This window comes from Levilactobacillus sp. FUA 3915 (assembly GCF_044053135.1).
Taxonomy (GTDB): domain Bacteria; phylum Bacillota; class Bacilli; order Lactobacillales; family Lactobacillaceae; genus Levilactobacillus; species Levilactobacillus lanxiensis.
Map to the genome: position 1 here is coordinate 1,504,301 of NZ_CP168704.1, position 20,251 is coordinate 1,524,551.

Here is a 20,251-nt window from a genome sequence, read left to right on the forward strand (position 1 = left end):
GGCCGGAACCGGGCCCCACAGCAGGTGGAATCCCTGGAGGCCGCAGGCGGGTAACATCCGCTCAAACCTTAAGAAAGTTTCAAGGGCGGGGGAGGCTGGGGCAAACCCTAGCGTTTTTCACAAGCGGCGTGCTATGATAGACGCAACGAATTTGGAACCGCTTACCACAGCGATATTTTGGAGGGAGTTTTACATATGGCACTTAAACAGCCGGAAAACTATATCTTAGCGATCGACCAAGGGACCAGCAGCACGCGGGCAATGATTTTCGATCATACTGGGCGCAAGGTCATCGAAGGCTACAAGGAGGTTCCCCAGTACTATCCACACAAGGGCTGGGTCGAATCCGACGCCAATGAAATTTGGAACAGTGTGTTGTCCGTGATTGCTAGCGCGCTGATTGATGCGTCGATTCACCCGGAAAATATTCAGGCCATCGGGATCAGTAGTCAACGGGAAACGACAATTGTGTGGGATAAGGTTACCGGCGAACCCATTTATCATGCCATTGGTTGGCAAAGTCAACAGACGGCGCCCCTGGCCAAGGAATTGGTTGCGGCGGGCCGGGCAGAAACGATTAAGGAAAAGACCGGTCTGGTGGTCGATGCGTACTTCAGTGCCACCAAGGTGCGCTGGATTTTAGACCACGTGCCGGGTGCTCAGGAACGCGCTGAAAATGGTGAGTTACTCTTTGGAACCGTGGATAGTTGGCTGGCTTGGAAATTGTCCGGTGGAAATATTCACGTTACCGACTACAGTAACGCAAGTCGGACCATGCTCTTCAACATTCACACGTTGGAATGGGACCAGGACATTTTAAGTTGGCTCAACATCCCGGCGGCTATGTTGCCAGAGGTTAAATCGAGTTCGGAAGTCTACGGCGTCACCCAGAATTTCCAATTTTACGGGGTGGAAGTGCCCATCGCGGGGATCGTCGGGGACCAGTCGGCGGCCTTACTGGGCCAGCTGGCCGTGGAACCCGGAACCGTCAAGAACACTTACGGCGACGGGGCCTTCGTCATGATGAACACCGGGAACGAACCGCAACTGTCGAAGCATAACCTGTTGACGACGATTGCTTATGAAATGAACGGCGAGGTGACCTATGCACTTGAAGGGTCCATCTTGGTGGCCGGGACCGCGCTAGCTTGGCTGCACGAAAGTATGCAGATCATCAGTAGTGTGCCCGAATCCCGGCAGGCGGCCATGGCCTCGACCGACGAGGATGAAGTTTATGTGGTGCCTGCCTTTAACGGGTTGGGTGCGCCGTACTGGGATCCGGACGCCAAGGGGGCTGTGTTTGGCCTGACCCGTGGGACCGACCGGAACGACTTCGTGAAGGCGACCCTGCAGTCGATTGCGTACCAGACACGAGACGTTCTCTTAACGATGAAGCAGGATACCGGCATCAAGGTGCCCGAATTAATGGCCGATGGCGGGGCGTCACGGAACCGCTACCTGATGCAGTTCCAGGCGGATATTTTAAATATTCCCGTTCAACGGGCCGCCGACGAGGAAACCACGGCGATGGGGGCGGCTATCGTGGCCGGCCTGGCCGTGGGTTTCTGGCAGAGCATTGATGAGGTCAAGGAAATCAGAAATGCCAGCCGGACCTTCACGCCAAACATGGACGACGACCAACGGCACCGCCTCTATGCGGGCTGGCAACAGGCCGTTGCGGCAACGCGGGCGTTTAAACCTAATCAAGATTAAGAGCTAATAAAAACAGCTAATCCACTTTACGGCGGGTTAGCTGTTTTTGGCGTTAAATAAATTGGATGGAGAGTTCTTTGTTGGCGGCGATGGCAATTTCCTTGAGTAACAGGACCGAGACGTTCATCTTGCCTTCTTCGATGCGGGCAATGGTTGATTGGGGTTTGCCCACTAACCGCGCAAACTCGCGCTGACTCATTTTTTGTTCGGCCCGCAAGCGAGTGACGGCAACGGCGACGTCAAGGTTTAGACTTTCTTGCTTTGCAGCCTTGGCGAAACTTGGGTCCTCGGCACTTCGCTTGGCAATATAGGCATCAATTTTAGTTGTCATGGGGGTGATCCTTTCTGGTTAGATAGATAATTCTTCGTTGACGCCCCTTGCTGATTTCCTTCAGAGGGGTCTTCTGTGTCTTCTTGGTAAAACCATGTGTGGTCAATTGCCCCTGAATTAATTCAGAGGCTTGTCGCTCACGTGTCTGTCGACACAGTAGTCCAACATGCCCGTTAGGCACTCCTACTCGTAGTGGCAACATCATCGGGTAATTGACGGCTACCCGTTTAACTATCGGGATTTACCCAATAGCTGTTAGCTTCGTAATCTTTGGGTGCTTAATGCCGGTCAACCATTCTTGACCTAGCATCTCAATATTCATAGCTCCTAATCGGTCATCATTACAACGATACTGGCATTGTTTACACCAATACTCGTGAGTATCGTGATGCCGGTTGGTTTTCTCAACCAGTCCACACTTGGGACAGCGTTGTGAGGTAAATGCTGGACTCACTTTCAAAACAGCACTTTGAATAGCCTGAGCCTTATACGTTAAGAAAGATTCTAGCTGGAAAAATGCCCACGAACGATGACTATTGCGTAGAGATTTAGGCAGGTCATCGGTGTTAAACGTCACATTAGTTAAGTCTTCCAAAACAAAAAGTGTATGCGACCCATATGCCGCAACGAGTGTCTTAGCTAACCAATGATTCACATCGGTCATCCAGCGGTTCTCTCGTTGAGCTAGTTGCTTAAGCTTTTTCTTGGCAGACTTGGTACCTTTACTTTGTAGCTGTCGACGAATTTCTAAGAACTTCTTGCGCCTGCGTAAGATTTTTTGGCCGTCGAAGAATAGTGTTTTTCCTTCATTATCAAAGGCAGTTGCTAGGAAGCGTAAACCACGATCAATTCCCACAACTTTAGGATTATCTTTGGTATCGAAATCACTAACTTCCTTTGTGATACCAATATGCAAAAACCACTTACCTCGATTGTGGACCAACTTAGCAGTACCAAGCTTCCAATTCTCAGTAAAGTATTTTTCGAATCCTTTGTTGGTACACTCTAACTTTGTTCGTTTACCCAGAGTGGTTATCGAGATTTCCCGCATGCTATCTACGAAAGAATAGTTACTCTGACGTACCAAGTCTGCTTGTGGTCGACGAAACTGGATGGGTTGCACTAACCAGTTCAGGTCTCTAGGAACTTGAACCCACTTTTTTTCTTCGTTCTTGCAACGGTAAGAATGTTGCTTCATTTGTTCCTGAACAGTTTTGTAGCGAGCTACTACTGTCCGAAAGACAGACTGGACCATCTGACTGTTGAGTGATGATTCTTGCCGAAGCTGTTTGTACAGCTGGTGATTGATTTTTAACCAACTTAACTGAAACTCATGGTCAAAGATCCATTGACTAACAATGTTAGCTAATCGTTGATACTCTTGACTCATTGCAAGAAATTGTTCTGCTTGATTTGTGTCTGGATAGAGTCTCAGCTTAATTGTCCGCCCTAATTTAACCAATGGATACCTCCCCTGTAGATTGGATTAAGTATACCATGTTCAGCTCTCTAGGGGAACATATGTTTCGAGAAAACTTATTAAGTTCTGGCATTCATCCCGCGATTAAAATCGCAGGTTTTCTGCTTGATCTTTAATAATATACTGGTCATTTTCGATGTGAAAATAGATGATCCGTTGAATATTGTGTGCACGTTGCGTTCTAATCTCGAATAGGTTACGCGTTAATTTCTTAACCCAACCCTGTTGCTTGGCAATCTGCATGCCATATTTCTGAATCTTTGAGATGGTTGATGTGAGTTCAACTTCATCTTTTTGTGGCAATGATGACAAAAATTTTTGAAATTCGGACCAACTATAATAATCAAATTCAATCAAATTGCACCTCCTATGATAGCCAATCCGCTATCAAAAAGCAAAGAATGCCTCCGAATAGGGGCCTGAATTTTGGCTTCCATAGGTTAACTGCGTAAAAAGAACGTGGAATTTTTATAAAGATAGATTTATTCGGACATACTAAAAAGCCATCCAACTAAGCTGCCAGTTGGATGGTTCATCGGTTATTTATATTTTTCTTCGAGCTGGCTCATCCAATAGCCCAGGGCAATGCCTGCGACCAACGCCAGGGCGCTCCACACCAGCGTCAGCCAGGTCGCACCGGCATACGAAATGCTCTCGGCGGCGTGACTGTTGGGGACGAGAATCAAAATGGTGCTGGCGGTCACGATGCCCAAAATGAAATGGTAGACCCGTGAGTGGAAATGGTGAATCAGGTAGTCCATGCCCTTTGAGAAGAGCGCCATGGATAGGATGCCACCCAGTGCAATTGGCAGGTAGACGCCCAGAATATCGAAATTTTTAAAGCCAGTCAACATGGGTGTGAACAACCCCAGAATCAACAGGAGGTTCGACGGACTCAGCCCGGGAACCAGGACGCCCAGCGCAATCAGGGCGCCGGCCACCACGAAGCCCCAGAAATTGGCGGGCAGGGTGCCAAAGAGGTCACTCATGAAATACAGGAGACCGCCGCTGATCAGCAGGGTGCCCCAGAACCAGAGATGGTCGATGCTATCCCGGGGTGTTTGGGAGCTGGCGGTCTGGGTCAAAGCCGGTAGAGTGCCCACGATGGCGCCGGCAAAGCCCCAGAGGACAATGACCTGCCAGTGGTCCAGCAAGTATTCCAGCGGGGCGGATAACAGGGCAATCCCCACGATGCCGCCTAGGCCAACCGGCACAAAGTACCAGAAGTCCCGTTTGAAATTTTGGCGGAAATGGGCCATGAAACCCAGGAGTCGTTCGTAAATTCCCAGAATGGCGGCCAATACCCCGCCAGAAACACCGGGGAGGATGAAGCCCAGGGCGATGATGATGCCTTTAAAGAAGCGTTTCACCGGGCTGTCGGGTCGAGTCGTTTGCATAAGCGTCTTCTCCTTAGTTCGTCGGTTCGCGTTTTCCCCTAAGATACCAGAATTGGTGGGCGGAGGCAATCACTCCCTAACAATCACAGGATAACTTAACATTTGCGGGTGGGTCTTTGTCATTGCCTCCGCGATGGTGAAAATGAGCTGGGACGCGGTGAGCAAGTAAGTCGTTCCCGGCGGCAGACTCAAGATACCCTGCTGTGGGGAACGACTCCAGCCTGAGGAGCGGTCTTCCGTCTCGCCTTGGAGCCTGAAATGCACAGTCTCCAAGGTCGTCCCATGGTCTAAACTGAGAAAATCGCTCAGTCAAGACCATCGACACAGCTGGGCATCTTGGTCTGCCTCTGGTCACTGATACTTACCCAGCTGGCTCATTTTCACCATCCTGCGGCTGAGACTGGCCTAACTCGCAGTTAAGTGATTCCGATTGTTTGGCGAGGTGTTTGGATTGTCGTAATGACAGGTGTTGTGTTCTAGCCGTTGGCGGGCGTTAACCGTTGCTGTTCCAGCCAATTAGTATTGCACGGTAAGAAATTGACCACAACCCCTGTAGCCAGCCAAAATTAATTTCAACCTGATGCTTGACTTCGAGTCGCTCGAACCTCATATACTGAGTGCATCAATTATGAGATAGGAGCGATTTATTTATGACAGTTACAAATAAAGTTGTTGTGATTACCGGGGCATCCTCAGGGATTGGGGCTGCGACCGCGAAGCTGTTGGCTAGTAATGGTGCCAAGGTGGTTCTGGGTGCGCGGCGTGAGGACCGGCTACAGAGCTTGGTCCAAGAGATTACCGCTGCTGGCGGGCAGGCTGCTTACCAGGTGACCGACGTGCGGGATGCCGCTGAAGTTCAGGGCTTGGTTGACTTGGCCAAGTCTCAATTTGGCGGGATCGACGTCATCTTTAACAATGCCGGCATTATGCCAACCTCGCCCATCAGTGCGCTAAAGACGCAGGAATGGAATGACATGATCGACATTAATTTGAAAGGGGTGCTCAACGGGGTCGCCGCTGTGATGCCTGACTTCACCGCGCAAAAGCATGGCCAAATCGTGACGACCTCTTCCGTTGCCGGCATCAAGAGTTTCCCTGGCGCTGGGGTTTACGGTGCCACGAAGTTTGCAGTGCGGAACTTAATGGAAGTTATCCGAACTGAAAGTGCTCAAGAAGGGACTAACATCCGGACGGCCACGCTTTACCCAGCCGCCATCAATACGGAATTGTTGCACACAATTACGGATGCTACGGCTAAACAGGGCATGGACCAATTGTACGATGCTGTTGGAATTACCCCAGATGCCATCGCACGCGTGGTCAACTTCGCTATCGACCAACCGGCCGAGGTCAATGTTAACGAGTTTACAATCTACCCAACCAAGCAGGCTTGATGATTGAACGAGTTCATGGGTTAAAAACTTTGTGAACTTTCCGTGTAGCATGGTATACTGAAACGGTCGAAAGTTTAGAGGATGATTTCTTAGATATCCGGATGTTTAAATTGGCGCCACGTCTTTTGTAACTTAGTGATAGATTTAAATGGTGGGAATCAGTTAAATCTCATGGTATACTGAACGCAACAAAGGCGAAGGTGTTCAAGCACCCCCGCCAATGGCAGAGTCGTTATTCACGACCAACAGTTATGAATCGAACAAAAAATCGTCCTGAACTGTCGTAAGTTTAGAGGACGATTTTTATTTGTCCGGATGTCTAAAGTCATGCCACGTCTTTTGTAACCTAGTGACAGTAGGTAAATAGATTTAAATGGTGGGAATCAGTTAAAACTCATGGTATACTGAACGCAACAAAGGCGAGGGTGTTAGAGCACCCCCGCCAATGGCAGAGTCGTTATTCACGACCAACAGTTTTATAAACGAACAAAGAATCGTCCTAACTGTGGAAGTTGAGAGGACGATTTTTTATTTGTCTGGGTGTTTAAATCGGCGCCACGTCTTTTGCAACTTAACGATAGCCTTAACGAGGCTCGTCAATCGATGCACCAACAGAGTGCAGAGCGATATCAAAACAACGCCAAAAGCGACTAGGTCAAGTAACGTGACAGCTATCCAAGACAAGGCAACCTCCTTTCGTTTGGTATGGTGAAACGTTCTTACAACTCACGTCATAAGCCCCAGTCCCTTACAATTAGATTTGCCGGTCGTCATTAACTTCTCTACAAAACTCAGTGTACCAGAGTTGTGACGAATAACCGCCTAAAAGCCCTCCATATCAGCATTTAAATGGTTTGTTATAACGGATTTTGTATTTCCGCGTTTAACGTCTAAAACAATAATCATCTGCACCAAAAAAGGATTGATTCAGCCATCAAAGCTGAGTCAATCCTTTTCGTTTACGTAAAATTTAGCAACCGAATCCCTAAGCCGCTTACTCTTTGGGTTGGGACCAGTAATGGGTCCGCGTTAAGAGGTCGCGTGACCGCTCATCTGCTGGGCGGAAACCGCGGTTGAATAGGTGTTTGAAGTACATCAAGTTGTAGAGTGACCCCCACACCAGTCCAAAGAACAGGGTGAAGGAGGAGTTGATGATTACGGCAAACTGGTTGGCAGTCGTGGTCATCGACAGGAGCATGAACGCGCCCAACTCGACCCCGAGAATACAGAGGAAGTTATACCAGTCCGCCCGAAAAATGCTGGGGAGGGGACTGAAGAAGAACATCGTCCACGAGAAACCAACCTTGGCGATCCGCATATTCCCCGTCTCAGGGTTAACGACGGTCGCATAGTTTGGGGGTAACGGCAGTCCTTGAGGGCCGTCACCATTTTGATTGTTTTGATCATCGTCATCGTCGTTAAAGCCCTTGAAAGGATCTTGCATGTCATTTGCCAACTTTCTAAAAATTCGATAGGTATCATTGATTGGGTGTTTGTCCAAACATCGGGTGGTACTAGTAATCCAATTAATCCGTTAAGCGGATAGTAGATTGCTGGTTAACTCAAACCATAATTACGCACAAGGACACGTGGAAAATAATCCGGAACGTCCTCAACCAGCGTGAGCCGCACAGGTAGTGAAAGTATCACGATCCCATGTGAGTGACCAGAGGCGGGTCAACCTGACCAGCTGTGTCGGTGGTCTTGGCTGAGGTTCTTACTCAGCCTAGAGCACGGGACGACCTTGGATACTCGCGATTCTTAGCGAGGTTTCAAGTCGAGACCCCAGACCGCTCCACAGGCTGGAGCCGGTCCCCGCAGCAGGGCTGGTTGAACCCGCCGCCGGGAACGGAACGGTTCAGGACTCCCAACCGATGTTTAACTAAAAGTCTAACACGAAAAGTGCATGCTGCCTATTAATCTATTGACGGCGACTTAGTTTGACGACCGCTTCGCACCGGGCCGTTTGGGGCATCATGTCCACGGACTGGATGTAATCAACCTGGTAATCGCTGGTTAATTTGACCAGGTCCTTGGCCAAGGTCGAGGGGTTGCAGGAAATGTAGACGAATTTTTCGGGGCGCACGCCGAGGATGGTATCGATCAGCGTGTCGTCCAGACCGGTGCGGGGTGGATCGACCACGATTGCGTCCGGCCGGAAGCCAGCCATCAGCCATTTTGGCAACAGCTCTTCGGCGGTCCCGACTTCGTAATGGGCGTTGGTAATGCCGTTAGCGGCCGCGTTGGCGTTGGCATCGTCGACGGCTTCGGGGATGACATCCATCCCGCGAACCTCTTCGGCCACGTCGGCTAAGGACAGGCCAATCGTTCCGATACCGGAGTAGGCATCGACCACGGTTTCACCCGGTTGGAGGTCCAGGGCCTTCTTGGCCTCACCGTAGAGAACTTCCATCTGGCTCGGATTCAACTGTAGAAACGCACGAGCGGATAGCTTGAAAGATAAGCCGTCTAATTTTTCGGTAATCGCGTCGTTGCCGGCCAAATGCTTGGTCTCGTCGCCCCAGACCAGTGAGGTCTTGCCGGGGTTGACGTTTTGCATGACGGAGGTCACTTGGGGCAGTTCCGCAGCGATGCGGTCCAGCAATTCGTGCTTGCGAGGCAGCTTCTGGGAATTGGTGATGATGGTCAGTTGGACGTCGTCGGTGTGTGCGGCGGCCCGGACGACCAGCGTTTTCACGATGCCAGAGCCGGCTTCTTCGTCGTAGATGGGCATGTCCAGGTCTTGGAGCATGGCCACGACGGCGCGCATGACGGTCATGGTCGCAGGCATTTGCACGGAGCAGGTCTCGAGGTCGACTAAATCATGGCTGCGTTCGGCGTACAGTCCGGCTTCGATTTTGCCATCGGCGTTGCGCCGAACCTGGAATTGGGCCTTGTTGCGGTAGCCGTAAGGGTCGGTCATGCCGAGCGTTGGCCGAAGATCGTAGCTGTGGAAACCTTGGGGTTGGTAGCGTTCCAGGGATTGGGCCACGATGTCGCGTTTGAAGGCTAATTGTTCGGGATAAGCTAAATGTTCCAGTTCGAAGCCACCGACCTCATCGGCGTAGCTGTCGCGGGGTTCAACCCGGTTGGGGCTGGCGAGACGAATCCGGTGGACCTTGCCGCGTAAGTAGCGGTTTGCCACGTTGGTGACCTCGACGACGGCCTCTTCACCGGTCAGGGCGCCAGGTACGAAGACGGTCATCCGCTTGTAGTAGCCGATTCCCTCGCCGTTGATGCCCATGCGCTTGATGGTCAGTGGAAAACGTTGGCCAACTTCGACCTCAACGCTGGGCGCTTCCCGTTCCTGGCGCCGGCGGTCGTTGTAGCCGCGGTCGTGGCGGTTGTCCCCGCGTTGGTCGCGGTAGCTGTGCCGGTCATTGCGGTTACGGTCGTTGCCCCGCCGGTCTTGCCGGTCGTTATGGGCGTGGCGGTTATAATTGTTGCCACGGTGATTATTGGATTCAAAGTTTGGCATATTTTCTCCTATATAAAACTTCAGTCATAAAGTGTCAGACACTTACCGATTAACACGGTCCTAAACATTATACCAAACTTTAGCAGTCGCCGGGCCGTGGCCGGTTCGGAAATTAGTGGTGGTGGGAACCCACTAAGTCCCTGGTGACGATTCGAAAAATTGTGGAGTCGTTTCCATAGTGAAAGGGCCGGCGTTTGGGTACAATTGGTGAGAACCTGATAAATGAGGAGGGATGGCTCGTGAGTTTGATTGAGTTGCAAAATGTGGGCTACCAGGTAGACGATACGCCCATCCTACAAGAGATTAACCTGTCCATCGATGCCCAGGAGTGGGTGACGCTGTCGGGACCGTCCGGCGGGGGTAAGTCCACGCTGGTGCGGCTCATCGCGTCGTTGTTGAGCCCGACCAGTGGGACGCTGCTATTTGATGGCCAATCGGTTGAAGATTATGACCCCATCGCGTACCGGCGGCGGGTCTCGTATAGCTTTCAACAGCCGACTCTGTTTGGCCAAACGGTGCGTGACAACCTGAGTTTTCCGTATCAAATTCGCCAGTTGCCGTTTGACGAGGAGCGGGCCGTTAGCGGACTGGAATACGTGGGCTTGCGCGCCAGTGACCTGGACAAGGGCGTCAACGACCTGTCCGGTGGGCAACGACAACGGGTGGCCCTGTTGCGCAACGTGATGATCTACCCGGAAGTTTTGATTTTAGACGAGGTGACAGCTGGGCTGGACGCCGATAACAAGGCGTTTGTCTGGTCCTTGGTCGAGCATTTTAACCAGGATGACAACCTGACCATCATCGCCATCACGCATGACCAAGCGGAAATCGATGCGGCCAAACGGCTGGTGACGATTGAGAACGGCCGCATCGTGGGAGGTGCCTAAATGAATTTAGCAGTGAATAATCAATCCTTGATGTTGGCGTTGGGGCTGGTCGTGATTGCCCTAGCAATCGGCTGGAAGGAAAAACTCGGCATCGACCGCGACATGATTATCGGGGTCGTGCGCGCCGTGATCCAACTGTTTGTGGTCGGCTATTTATTAAAATACGTTTTTCGCCTGAATAATATTTGGCTAACGGCAATTTTGATTTTGATTATCATTTTCAACGCGGGCTACAATGCGAAACAGCGGAGTAATGGGATTCCCAACGCCTTACCGATTTCAATTGGCGCCATTCTCATCAGTACCAGCGTGACGCTAGGCGTATTGATGTTGGCCGGCGCCATCAAGTTCATCCCGAGCCAGATGATTCCCATTTCGGGGATGATTGCCTCCAACTCGATGGTCGCAATTGGCCTGTGCTACCGCAACCTCAACGCCCAGTTCAGACAGGAGCGGCAGGCCGTGCTGGAAAAATTAGCGTTGGGTGCGGACCTGAAGGATGCTTCTAAGGAAATTCTCCGTGACAGCATCAAGACCGGCATGCAGCCAACGATTGATTCCGCCAAGACCGTGGGTATCGTGAGTTTGCCGGGGATGATGTCCGGTCTGATCTTCGCGGGCGTCGACCCGGTCCGGGCGATTAAATATCAGATCATGGTGACGTTCATGCTGATGTCGGCGACTAGCATTGGGTCGGTGCTGGCGTGCTACTGGGCCTACCGCGGCTTCTACAATGACCGGAAGCAGTTAACGGTTTAGTTTGGTCGTTGGTGGCGCCTTCCGGGTGCTGAAAAATAGGCCGGAACGCTGTGGGCAGGACGCCCGAAGCCTGAGGGGCGGTCTTCAGGCTCGCTTTGAGCCTCCAAGGGCGAGTCTCAAAGTCGCCATTTTCTGAGGAGAACACTCAGAAAATCCCCCGGCTGAGCCCATTTTTCAGCACCCTGCAGGCTGACATGGTGAGCGTCGTTAACTGCTTGCGGTTATGGTTTCATTGGCTGGTGTGTGGTGGATTTCGTGATAGTAGTTGGTTTTACCTAAACGAGAATAAACTAGTCGTTGCTGAAACGAGAGTGAATTTGGGACTAGAAGGCTTTTCTCTGTGAAACCGGCTGTTTTGTCTTAACTATTGGAGAAATCGGTCCGAGATTCAGAACGATTCACCTGGTGTTTCGGACGATACTTCCTAAGTAACGGGTAACCGATTTGTCCGACCCAATCTATTTTCCCAATAATCCAAGAAAACATGTCAGATTAATTGCAATCGCTTACTTAAACTGGCTATTCTAAAGACAAGTAGCTAAGATAACGGACTATCTAATGGTGATGGTCGCTCGAACTAGTTCAAAGTAGACTGACAAATAATAGAAGAACGAAGAAAAAAGACAAACGAGGCGTGGTTCTGGGGTTGGGACTGGAACCGGAGGCGTGGTGGGTACAGAGACCTGTGACAGTGGTGTTAGTCGGCGTTTTTGAGCCGGGGCCGACCTTGGAAACTCGCGAACTTTAGCGAGGTTTCAAGGCGAACCCGAAGACCGTACTTTGGCTTCGGGTGTGCCCCACAGGCGGGAGTACCCACCAAAGCCGCAGGTGGAAGTGCCAACCCCAGAACCCAGGACCAAACCCAGAGGAGGGTTATTTTATGAGAAAAGTGGCTTTAGTGACTGGTGCCTCATCCGGCATCGGCAATGCGATTGCCCGCAGCCTGCACCGTAACGGCGTGATCGTTTACGCCGGTGCGCGGCGGGTCAACCGAATGAATGATTTAGACGATTTGGGCATCACCACGTTGGCATTAGATGTGACGGACCCCATTAGCGTGGAAAACGTGGTCGACCGCATCGTGAGCGAAACCGGGCGGGTCGATATTTTAGTGAACAACGCCGGTTATGGCCTGATGGGGGCGCTCGAAGACGTTCCCATGGACCAAGCTCGTGACCAATTTGACGTGAACTTATTTGGGGCGGCGCGGTTGATTCAGTCCGTTCTGCCAATGATGCGGCAACAGCATAGCGGTCGGATCATTAACATTACCTCGGTGGACGGCAAGGTGGCGCAACCACTGGCTAGTTGGTACGTGGCGTCCAAATTTGCGCTCGAAGGCCTTTCCGATGCGTTGCGGCTGGAACTGAAGCCGTTGGGCATTGACACGGTGGTCATCGAACCCGGGGCCATCCAATCCGAGTGGGCCGACATTGCGGCGACCCATCTGCGGGAGACTTCGGCGCAGGGCCCATACCAGGAGACGGCGGACCGGGCGGCGGCCATTTTAAGCGCGGTCAAACGGTTCTCCAGCAAGCCACAGGTGATTGCCAGACTAGTCGACCGGGCGGCGTTATCCCGGCGGCCGAAGACGCGGTACCATGCCGGCTCCGGCAGTCAAATTTTGGTCGCGCGGCGGTTCTTGTCGGACAAGACGATTGACCGGTTGTGGCGGGTCATTGGTGAAGCAGCACAACGAATTACCCACTAATACGAGTGACGTTGCCCTGTTGTGGAAACCTGTTATACTTAACTTAACTAGAACACTAGGGGTGTCCACGACTGGGCTGAGATGCGGGTGACCGCGATCCCTTGGAACCTGTCAAGTTCAGACTTGCGGAGGGAATGTGTCGTGGCACCCAGACGGGCCACCAGTTCACCTCGATGTGAGCCGGTGACCCTTTTTATTTGGCCTATCAGTTAGTTAACCACCGGACCGATGCGGGTTAAGAAGTCATCAAATAACTTGACTACCTGGTATTCTAGACCTAACTAGTGGCTGAAATATCAGCCCGGAGCATCAACCGATCACAGGTAAAGTCAGCGGCGTTAATCAAGGGAGGACAATCATGAAAGTTACCTTGTTAGATGAATTGCGAGCTAAGAACCCCATTGTTTTCAACGTTTCCAACTTCGTCACCGTCCAGGACGTGGCCAACGGTATCAACGCGATTGGCGCGTCGCCCATCATGTCCGAGGAAGTGGCGGAGGCCGACGAAATGGTTGGGCTCGCTGGGGCCGTTTGCCTGAATTTGGGAGCGGTTACCTCTACCCAAATCACGCAGATTCGGGCGGTCGGGCAGTCGGCTAACCGGCAACAGCGGCCACTGGTCATCGATCCAGTGGCGGTTGGCGCCGTGAAATACCGGATGCAGATGGCGACCGGCCTCCTGAATGATTTTCACCCGGACGTGATTCGCGGTAATGCCGGTGAAATTGCGGCGCTGGCAGGCATTGACTGGCAGGCCAAGGGCATCGATGCGGGTGAGGGCACTGGTGATATCGAAGCCATCGCCAAGGCCTGCGCTCAGAAATTAGCGTGCGTGGTCATCCTGTCCGGCCCAACCGACGTCATCACCGACGGCACCCAGGCGGTCAAGGTCAAAAACGGCACGTCCTTGTTCCAGGTCCACGTGGGGTCTGGCGACATGCTGTCGAGCATCGTGGCGGCTTTCTGCGCGGTCACGGACGATTACTATGAAGCAGCGCAAACGGCCTGCCTGGTCTTCGCGGCCACGGGCCAACTGGTCCACGACGCCACGCCAAACCTGGGTGCGGGCACGTTCATCATGAAACTCCTAGACGCCCTGCAAACGACTACGGTTGCGGACATTGAGGGCATCGCCGACTTTGCGTAAAAGAACCAGGGATTCACAAGTACCACAGAAAAAGCATTGAGTGGCTAAAGCCATGAGGGTGGCAAACATCAAGAAGTAAAACCAAGCAAAGACTGGCTGTTCGGGCTCGGCTTGTGTCAGCCGGAGGGATAATGAAAATGGGCTCAGCAGTGGGATTTCCTGATGAAATCAGGAAATGGCGTCTTTGAAACGCGGGCTTGGCGGTTCAAAGCGAGTCCGGAGACCGCACTTAGGCTCCGGGCGTCCTCCCCACCGCGTTCCGGCCCAATTTTCATTATCCCGGAGGCGACTGCGAGCTGGAACCCGGACAGATGAAGGGATGAAGGTAGTATGGCAAATGAATTTCCACAAACCTTGACGATTGCGGGGACCGACAGCGGCGGCGGTGCCGGCGTCATGGCGGATTTAAAAACGATGCAGGAACGGAACGTTTTCGCAACGGCCGTGATTGTCGCGGTGACCGCGCAAAACACGTTGGGGGTGCAGGACTTTATGGCGCTGCCGCAGAAATTGATCGATGAACAATTTGCGTCCCTGGCGGCGGACCTGAAGATTCGAGCCTGCAAGACCGGGATGTTAGCGGATGCCGAGCACGTGCACGGCGTCGTTGAAAATTTGAAAAAGTACAATTTTGGTCCCTTAACGGTTGACCCCGTGATGATTGCCAAGGGCGGCGCGGCCCTGTTGGCAGACGACGCGGTCGCCACGGTGCGCGATGAACTCGTGCCATTGGCAGACGTGTTGACGCCCAACTTACCGGAGGCCGAACGCTTGACTGGCACGGCCATCACCGATAGCCAGGGGATGGAACGTGCGGCGGTGGCCTTGCAGGACCTCGGCGCCAAGAACGTCATCATCAAAGGTGGTCACGAGGCCACGCCGGAACAGGCGAGTGATTTTGTCTTGTTAGAAGACGGTCGGTCATTTTGGCTGACAGCGCCACGGGTGGATACGGTCCGGACGCACGGAACGGGCGACACGCTATCGTCGTGCATCACCGCCGAACTCGCCAAGGGCAAGGATTTTGAATCGGCTATTCGAATCGGTAAAGATTACGTGACGGCGGCCATCGCGAATCCCATCGCGGTCGGCAATGGTCACGGCCCACTGAATCATTGGGCATACAATCAAGGAGGCGCTGAGTAATGTCAGTAACGTTTGAACCAGGCCTATTGCGGGCCTACTTTGTGGCGGGGAGCCAGGACGTTCCCGGTCAAGATTTACGTCAGGTGTTGGCGACCATGTTAGACGCCGGCATCACGGCCTTTCAGTTTCGGGACAAGGGCAACAGCCAGCTGACCGAGGAACAACGGTTGGCGTTGGGCAGCGATTTGCGAGTCCAGTGTCACGACGCCAACATTCCCTTTATCGTGGATGATGATGTGGAACTGGCACTGCTGCTAAACGCGGACGGTATCCACGTGGGCCAAAGCGACCAGAAAATTCAGAGTGTGATCAAGGAAGTGGCCGACCGGGATATGTTTATCGGCCTGTCCTGCAACACGGCCAAGCAGGTCGCAGCGGCGAATAAATTGCGGGGCATCGACTACATCGGCAGCGGCCCCATTTACCCAACGGTGTCAAAGGACGACGCCGACCCAGCCATGGGCGTCGAGGGGTTGCAAAAATTGGTTGAGCAAGCCAACGTGCCCATCGTGGCCATTGGCGGCGTGACGGTTGCCTCATTGCCAGCCATCGCCAAGAGCGGGGCTGCCGGCGTGGCAGTCATCACGCTACTGACGCGTAGCGTGAACCCAGCCGCAGACGTGCAAGCGATGCGCCAAGCCTTTTAAATTAAATAGAAGCAAAGGAAGCACCACGGAACGTGTCCTAAAGGACTGCCGTGGTGCTTTTTCACGCAACTAATCGATTGTGGGCGAAAAGGTTCAAATTGGTAAGCGCATACAGTTGGACAGAACCGACTAGTTGTAACAGACAAATTAAATCGTTAAAATCACGAAAAAAACAGGATCGATTTCACCGTGTTTAAGTGCGGCAAACCAATCCTGTTTTAAAAGTTGAGGAAGCTAGTTGACTAGGGCTAACTTCACAAGTACATTCTAACACGACTCGCAAATAAAAGCTATCAAAAATGAATGAAATAACAGAATGTTGGTTAAGTAAATGAATGATGGTTGCAAGATGGTGAGCCGCTTGCGTAGTTTACGGAGTGCCACATATTATTAAAAAATTGGTAACTACTCATAACCGCTAATCATGGGATAAGTGAAATGAGCTGATGCCTGAGCGGGTTCTCAGTCGATTAATCGCAAAAAAATTGGCCAGGATTCGATAATTTTCCCTTGCAAATCAGAACAAGTGTTCGTATAATGAGAACAGCAAGTTGTTAAGCACTTGTTTACGTTAGTTGGATAGGAAAGACCTGGCCCAGATAGTTTGTGCTTAACGTGGTCAGATAACGGTTGAGGCTAGTATCTGTCTCAGGAGACTGGGTAACGCAAAAGCCTAAACCAAGGGAGGCATGTGCCATGGATTACTCGCAGGAACCACACGGATTGTTTTTCATGATTGATAATAAGTCCTTTTACGCCAGCGTCGAGAGCGTTGAGCGGGGACTGAATCCGCTGAAATCAGTCATCATTGTGATGTCGGAGGCAGACAACACGGGGAGTGGCCTGGTGCTAGCAGCCTCGCCCATGGCGAAGAAGTTGTTTGGTATCAGCAACGTGTCGCGGCAATACGAGGTTCCGCACGATGAACGGATTCTGGTGGTGCCGCCGCGCATGAATCTGTACATTCAAAAGAACCTGGCTATCAACAAAATTTTCCGTGAGTACGTGGCGGATACCGATCTCTTTCCCTATTCAATCGACGAATCCATTCTGGATATGACCAAGTCGTGGCGGTTATTTGGCCGCACGCCAGAAGAGGTGGCGCGCAAGATTCAGTTGCGCATCCGTAACGAGCTGGGGTTGTACACCACCGTGGGCATTGGCGAGAACCCCGTGCAGGCCAAGCTGGCCCTCGACCTGCAGGCGAAGCACGACCACGAACTGATCGGTCGCCTGACCTACGAGACCTTTCCCGAGCACATTTGGCCGATCACCAATTTAGAAAAGGTCTGGAGCATCGGGCACCGGACGGCCGCGCACCTTCAACGATTGGACATTCACAGCATGGGCGACTTGGCCCACGTCAATCCGTATGAACTCCGCCATGAAATGGGGATGATTGGCGCGCAACTCTTCGCGCTAGCTTGGGGCATCGACCGCAGTCATTTCCAACAGGTCCGTCCGCCCAAGGAGAAGAGTTGGAGCAACTCGCAGGTCTTGCCCCGTGACTACCGTGTCCAACGAGAAATTGAATTGGTCCTGCGCGAAATCGTCCAGCAGACGACCTCCCGCATGCGACATCACCACCAGCAGGCTGGCTGTATCAGTCTCTTCGTGGGCTTTGCTTGGGATGGCAAAGCCAGCGACGGCCGCAGTGGCATGAGTCATAGCCGCCGCATTGACCCGACCGACAACGCCCAGACGATTATCCGGGAATTCATGACGTTGTTTCGAGAAAATTGGGAGGGGCAACCCGTCCGGAACTTGGGCGTGGGCCTCTCACGGCTAAGTCACAGCGGCAACCTGCAGCTAGACCTATTTCAAAAACCTGACCGACAAATTAAGGATGACCGGTTCGACCGGATTCTCGATGAGCTCCGGGATAAATTTGGCAAGACGGCTGTGATTCCAGCCAGCAGTCTGATGCATGGCGGGACCATGTTAAGTCGGGCTTCGCTGGTCGGTGGGCATAATGGGGGGAATAGTTTTGATTGATGAAGCTAAGGAAGCGACGTTGATTCTAGAACGCCTGAAGCCGCTATTTACCGCGCAGTGGCATTACCAGTATCGCATCGACGTGGTCAACAATCAGTACGGTCACGTGTTCAATTTTTTCTTGGACATTCGCCGGCCGAAACATCGGGAACGGTCGATTCCCTTGCACTCGCTGCGGACGACCGACCTGGAAGTCTTAGAACGCGTCATCAGTCAAATGCGGCAGGGGACCGCGCTGACACTAAATTTTGTTGACTTCGGTCACGTGCGCTGGCCGTTGAGTCAACGCTGGATTCGCTAGGAAGTGAACGCCATGTACCTGAAAAAATCGTCAGATGATCAGCTCGCGCAAGATTTTTTTCAGCGCGATTACCAGGACCGAGGCATGTTGAAGTGGGGCGGGTTCTACCTGTCCGACCACACCAGTGCTTTGGCCAAAATGCACGCGGCGGAGCAGGTGGAACAGCCATTGCCAGAGCAAACTGCGGCGGACGTCAGTGAGCGTCTCGTCGCAGCCTGGCAAAGCCATCGTCCGGTCCATCTCCAGCTTAACGTGCTCGATGATAACCAGGCCATCACCGTCATCGACGGCGTGGTCGTGGGCGAATTTGACGACCAAATCGTGATTCAACTGGCTTCCGGTGAATTCCGTCGGCTCCAGCTGGCGGCGATTCGGTGCGTGGCACCAACCAAAGAAGCACCCTGACCAAGTTGATTTGGTGAGGGTGCTTCTTTTAGTTATATAGAAAGTCCTTGGGTCCGGCGACTAACAACCGGTTGACCGGATAATCCCATGGGTGCGATTACTGTGGCGATTTACCTGGTAAACAAGTAAGGTTAGGGATGGATCTAAGGGAGGTGTCTAGCAATTGAAATTACTGGAAACGCGTCATGTTAAGGTTAGTCTACGACGCACGACCCGCCAAGAAATGAGAGAGGGAATTTTTGCCTTGATCATCGTCTTTGCCATTTTTTGGCTCTGGTCTGTTTGGTCGTAGGGGATGCAGTTAACCTAGTTTTGAATTTTCTGCCATTCGGATTTGGAGAGTGTTTTGGTGTCTCCTGCCAGCATTTGATCGATTGACGTATCTAAAGCGTGATGATTAGCGGCGGATTCTAACAGGTACAAAGTTTCTTGCCAGGAATTGAATTCGTCTTCAGACATGATGATGACTTTGCGGTTGTGGGGCTTGGCAATGATAACGTGGTCCTGGTAATCCACAACATTGTCAGTTAAAGATTCTAAGTTTTTACGTGCGTCAGTGATATTAGTCGTAGTCATAGCCATCTTGTAGGTCTCCTAATCTGTGTCAGTACTAGTTGGGCATCAAAAATGACTTAGAGAGTTAGCAAAGGGACCATTAATGCCGACCGCGACGTTAGTGTTCCCTTTGTTGGAGATTGAGTTATGGTGTGTTTCACAGATGGGTCAAGCCCACCTCGGGGCCAGTATAACATTGTCCCCACCATTTGTTCAGTCCTTGGTCACTGGTCTTGTCTTTGAACTCGCCTTACCGGGCGGTCGAAATAGGGCGGAACGCGGTGGGGAGGACGCCCAGAGCCGAAGGGCGGTCTCTGGGCTTGCTTTGAGCCGCAGCCCACGTCTCAAAGGCGCCATTTACTGCGCTCCGCTCCGTAAATCCCACGGCTGACCCTATTTCGACCGCCCTCACGGCTAACACAGATGTGACCAGTACGAAAGAGGGGGATGGTTGGCCACAATATGGTGGATCAAATTTAGCGAGCCAGTGTAGTTTCACCCGGCACAGTGTCTCGTTGACCACATACATAGAAGTTGAGCGGTGGGCTAACACAATCTAAGCATAGCAATCTCCAAGCACCAGTTCAATCCAATGTAACAACATCGCCAGACCCGCACCACGGCCGCCAGAAAGCACCACCCCCACCCAAACCATTGGTTATCTTCGACCCAGTATGAGCAGGGTGGTGGCTGTGGAGCCGGAGGACGCTAGGTTGCGAGTCCTGTGTCGGTGGTGTTAAACTGGGCGACTTTTGCCCAGCCTTACAGCACGGGACGTCCTTGGAAACTCGCGGTCCTGGCGAGGTTTCAAGGCGAGGCGCCAGACCGTTCCTCAGGCTGGCACCGGTCCCCACAGGAGCGAAGTCAACCTAAAGCGGCCGCAGGCGGCGGGTCAGCCACCACAC

Annotated in this window: 19 protein-coding genes and 1 riboswitch; of the genes, 12 read left to right on the top strand and 7 right to left on the bottom strand. The window is 52.3% G+C overall.

Annotated elements, in window-relative coordinates:
• Window positions 1-195: 195 nt before the first annotated feature.
• Window positions 196-1,713: a glycerol kinase GlpK gene (glpK, locus tag ACEPST_RS07080; protein ID WP_203644051.1), complete on the top strand. Its 1,518-nt coding sequence runs from the start codon at window positions 196-198 to the stop codon at window positions 1,711-1,713.
• Window positions 1,714-1,765: 52 nt separating this feature from the next.
• Here glpK and ACEPST_RS07085 read toward each other — a convergent pair whose 3' ends face one another.
• The 4 genes from ACEPST_RS07085 to ACEPST_RS07100 all read right to left on the bottom strand — a co-directional run bounded on the left by ACEPST_RS07085 (window position 1,766) and on the right by ACEPST_RS07100 (window position 4,921).
• A complete protein-coding gene (locus tag ACEPST_RS07085) occupies window positions 1,766-2,044 on the bottom strand; it encodes a helix-turn-helix transcriptional regulator (protein WP_204121332.1) in 279 nt (92 codons plus the stop codon).
• Window positions 2,045-2,285: 241 nt separating this feature from the next.
• A complete protein-coding gene (locus tag ACEPST_RS07090; RefSeq protein ID WP_204121331.1) occupies window positions 2,286-3,506 on the bottom strand; it encodes an RNA-guided endonuclease InsQ/TnpB family protein in 1,221 nt (406 codons plus the stop codon).
• A 102-nt stretch (window positions 3,507-3,608) separates the two neighbouring features.
• Window positions 3,609-3,881 (bottom strand): type II toxin-antitoxin system RelE/ParE family toxin, encoded by a 273-nt coding sequence (locus ACEPST_RS07095; protein ID WP_204121330.1) that lies wholly within the window; start codon window positions 3,879-3,881, stop codon window positions 3,609-3,611.
• Between the two features lie 182 nt (window positions 3,882-4,063).
• The gene (locus ACEPST_RS07100; RefSeq protein ID WP_204121329.1) at window positions 4,064-4,921 is read right to left on the bottom strand and encodes a DUF368 domain-containing protein; all 858 of its coding nucleotides are present in this window, start codon (window positions 4,919-4,921) and stop codon (window positions 4,064-4,066) included.
• Window positions 4,922-5,571: 650 nt separating this feature from the next.
• Here ACEPST_RS07100 and ACEPST_RS07105 point away from each other — a divergent pair.
• Window positions 5,572-6,315, top strand: coding sequence for an SDR family oxidoreductase (locus ACEPST_RS07105; protein WP_204121328.1), 744 nt, complete (start codon window positions 5,572-5,574; stop codon window positions 6,313-6,315).
• 994 nt (window positions 6,316-7,309) lie between these two features.
• On the opposite strand, the gene ACEPST_RS07110 is transcribed toward ACEPST_RS07105, so the two are convergent.
• Together ACEPST_RS07110 and rlmD are read right to left on the bottom strand one after the other, a co-directional pair.
• Window positions 7,310-7,759, bottom strand: coding sequence for a hypothetical protein (locus tag ACEPST_RS07110; protein WP_204121327.1), 450 nt, complete (start codon window positions 7,757-7,759; stop codon window positions 7,310-7,312).
• A 477-nt stretch (window positions 7,760-8,236) separates the two neighbouring features.
• Entirely contained in the window at window positions 8,237-9,793 is a 1,557-nt protein-coding gene (gene rlmD / locus ACEPST_RS07115; protein ID WP_204121326.1) for a 23S rRNA (uracil(1939)-C(5))-methyltransferase RlmD, read from the bottom strand.
• 239 nt (window positions 9,794-10,032) lie between these two features.
• Here rlmD and ACEPST_RS07120 point away from each other — a divergent pair, with 239 nt between their 5' ends.
• The 10 genes from ACEPST_RS07120 to ACEPST_RS07165 all read left to right on the top strand — a co-directional run bounded on the left by ACEPST_RS07120 (window position 10,033) and on the right by ACEPST_RS07165 (window position 19,083).
• On the top strand, window positions 10,033-10,680 hold the full coding sequence (locus ACEPST_RS07120) for an ABC transporter ATP-binding protein (RefSeq protein ID WP_204121325.1): 648 nt from the start codon (window positions 10,033-10,035) through the stop codon (window positions 10,678-10,680).
• The gene (locus tag ACEPST_RS07125) at window positions 10,681-11,439 is read left to right on the top strand and encodes an ABC transporter permease (RefSeq protein ID WP_125765351.1); all 759 of its coding nucleotides are present in this window, start codon (window positions 10,681-10,683) and stop codon (window positions 11,437-11,439) included.
• Window positions 11,440-12,319: 880 nt separating this feature from the next.
• A complete protein-coding gene (locus tag ACEPST_RS07130) occupies window positions 12,320-13,150 on the top strand; it encodes an oxidoreductase (protein ID WP_204121324.1) in 831 nt (276 codons plus the stop codon).
• 47 nt (window positions 13,151-13,197) lie between these two features.
• A riboswitch (TPP riboswitch) is annotated at window positions 13,198-13,302 on the top strand.
• 206 nt (window positions 13,303-13,508) lie between these two features.
• Window positions 13,509-14,297, top strand: coding sequence for a hydroxyethylthiazole kinase (gene thiM / locus ACEPST_RS07135; RefSeq protein WP_204121323.1), 789 nt, complete (start codon window positions 13,509-13,511; stop codon window positions 14,295-14,297).
• 330 nt (window positions 14,298-14,627) lie between these two features.
• Complete coding sequence (gene thiD, locus ACEPST_RS07140) at window positions 14,628-15,443, top strand: bifunctional hydroxymethylpyrimidine kinase/phosphomethylpyrimidine kinase (protein ID WP_204121322.1); 816 nt, start codon at window positions 14,628-14,630, stop codon at window positions 15,441-15,443.
• Complete coding sequence (thiE, locus tag ACEPST_RS07145; protein WP_204121321.1) at window positions 15,443-16,090, top strand: thiamine phosphate synthase; 648 nt, start codon at window positions 15,443-15,445, stop codon at window positions 16,088-16,090. The genes thiD and thiE overlap by 1 nt, the downstream gene beginning before the upstream one ends.
• Before the next feature lie 696 nt (window positions 16,091-16,786).
• On the top strand, window positions 16,787-18,085 hold the full coding sequence (locus tag ACEPST_RS07150; RefSeq protein WP_204121320.1) for a Y-family DNA polymerase: 1,299 nt from the start codon (window positions 16,787-16,789) through the stop codon (window positions 18,083-18,085).
• Window positions 18,078-18,386: a hypothetical protein gene (locus ACEPST_RS07155; protein WP_204121319.1), complete on the top strand. Its 309-nt coding sequence runs from the start codon at window positions 18,078-18,080 to the stop codon at window positions 18,384-18,386. The genes ACEPST_RS07150 and ACEPST_RS07155 overlap by 8 nt, the downstream gene beginning before the upstream one ends.
• A 12-nt stretch (window positions 18,387-18,398) precedes the next feature.
• Window positions 18,399-18,791, top strand: coding sequence for a hypothetical protein (locus ACEPST_RS07160; protein ID WP_204121318.1), 393 nt, complete (start codon window positions 18,399-18,401; stop codon window positions 18,789-18,791).
• A gap of 163 nt (window positions 18,792-18,954) precedes the next feature.
• Window positions 18,955-19,083 (top strand): hypothetical protein, encoded by a 129-nt coding sequence (locus ACEPST_RS07165; protein ID WP_275404331.1) that lies wholly within the window; start codon window positions 18,955-18,957, stop codon window positions 19,081-19,083.
• A gap of 14 nt (window positions 19,084-19,097) precedes the next feature.
• On the opposite strand, the gene ACEPST_RS07170 is transcribed toward ACEPST_RS07165, so the two are convergent.
• Window positions 19,098-19,373 carry a type II toxin-antitoxin system Phd/YefM family antitoxin gene (locus ACEPST_RS07170; protein ID WP_204121317.1) on the bottom strand — a complete coding sequence of 92 codons (276 nt, stop codon included), beginning with the start codon at window positions 19,371-19,373 and terminating at the stop codon, window positions 19,098-19,100.
• Window positions 19,374-20,251 lie beyond the last annotated feature (878 nt).

Bases quoted from the DNA above. Each gene is read 5' to 3' on its own strand.
- glpK (WP_203644051.1), top strand. From the start codon at position 196: ATGGCACTTAAACAGCCGGAAAACTATATCTTAGCGATCGACCAAGGG.
- ACEPST_RS07085 (WP_204121332.1), bottom strand. From the start codon at position 2,044: ATGACAACTAAAATTGATGCCTATATTGCCAAGCGAAGTGCCGAGGAC.
- ACEPST_RS07100 (WP_204121329.1), bottom strand. From the start codon at position 4,921: ATGCAAACGACTCGACCCGACAGCCCGGTGAAACGCTTCTTTAAAGGC.
- ACEPST_RS07105 (WP_204121328.1), top strand. From the start codon at position 5,572: ATGACAGTTACAAATAAAGTTGTTGTGATTACCGGGGCATCCTCAGGG.
- ACEPST_RS07110 (WP_204121327.1), bottom strand. From the start codon at position 7,759: ATGCAAGATCCTTTCAAGGGCTTTAACGACGATGACGATGATCAAAAC.
- rlmD (WP_204121326.1), bottom strand. From the start codon at position 9,793: ATGCCAAACTTTGAATCCAATAATCACCGTGGCAACAATTATAACCGC.
- ACEPST_RS07125 (WP_125765351.1), top strand. From the start codon at position 10,681: ATGAATTTAGCAGTGAATAATCAATCCTTGATGTTGGCGTTGGGGCTG.
- ACEPST_RS07130 (WP_204121324.1), top strand. From the start codon at position 12,320: ATGAGAAAAGTGGCTTTAGTGACTGGTGCCTCATCCGGCATCGGCAAT.
- thiM (WP_204121323.1), top strand. From the start codon at position 13,509: ATGAAAGTTACCTTGTTAGATGAATTGCGAGCTAAGAACCCCATTGTT.
- thiD (WP_204121322.1), top strand. From the start codon at position 14,628: ATGGCAAATGAATTTCCACAAACCTTGACGATTGCGGGGACCGACAGC.
- thiE (WP_204121321.1), top strand. From the start codon at position 15,443: ATGTCAGTAACGTTTGAACCAGGCCTATTGCGGGCCTACTTTGTGGCG.
- ACEPST_RS07150 (WP_204121320.1), top strand. From the start codon at position 16,787: ATGGATTACTCGCAGGAACCACACGGATTGTTTTTCATGATTGATAAT.
- ACEPST_RS07160 (WP_204121318.1), top strand. From the start codon at position 18,399: ATGTACCTGAAAAAATCGTCAGATGATCAGCTCGCGCAAGATTTTTTT.
- ACEPST_RS07170 (WP_204121317.1), bottom strand. From the start codon at position 19,373: ATGGCTATGACTACGACTAATATCACTGACGCACGTAAAAACTTAGAA.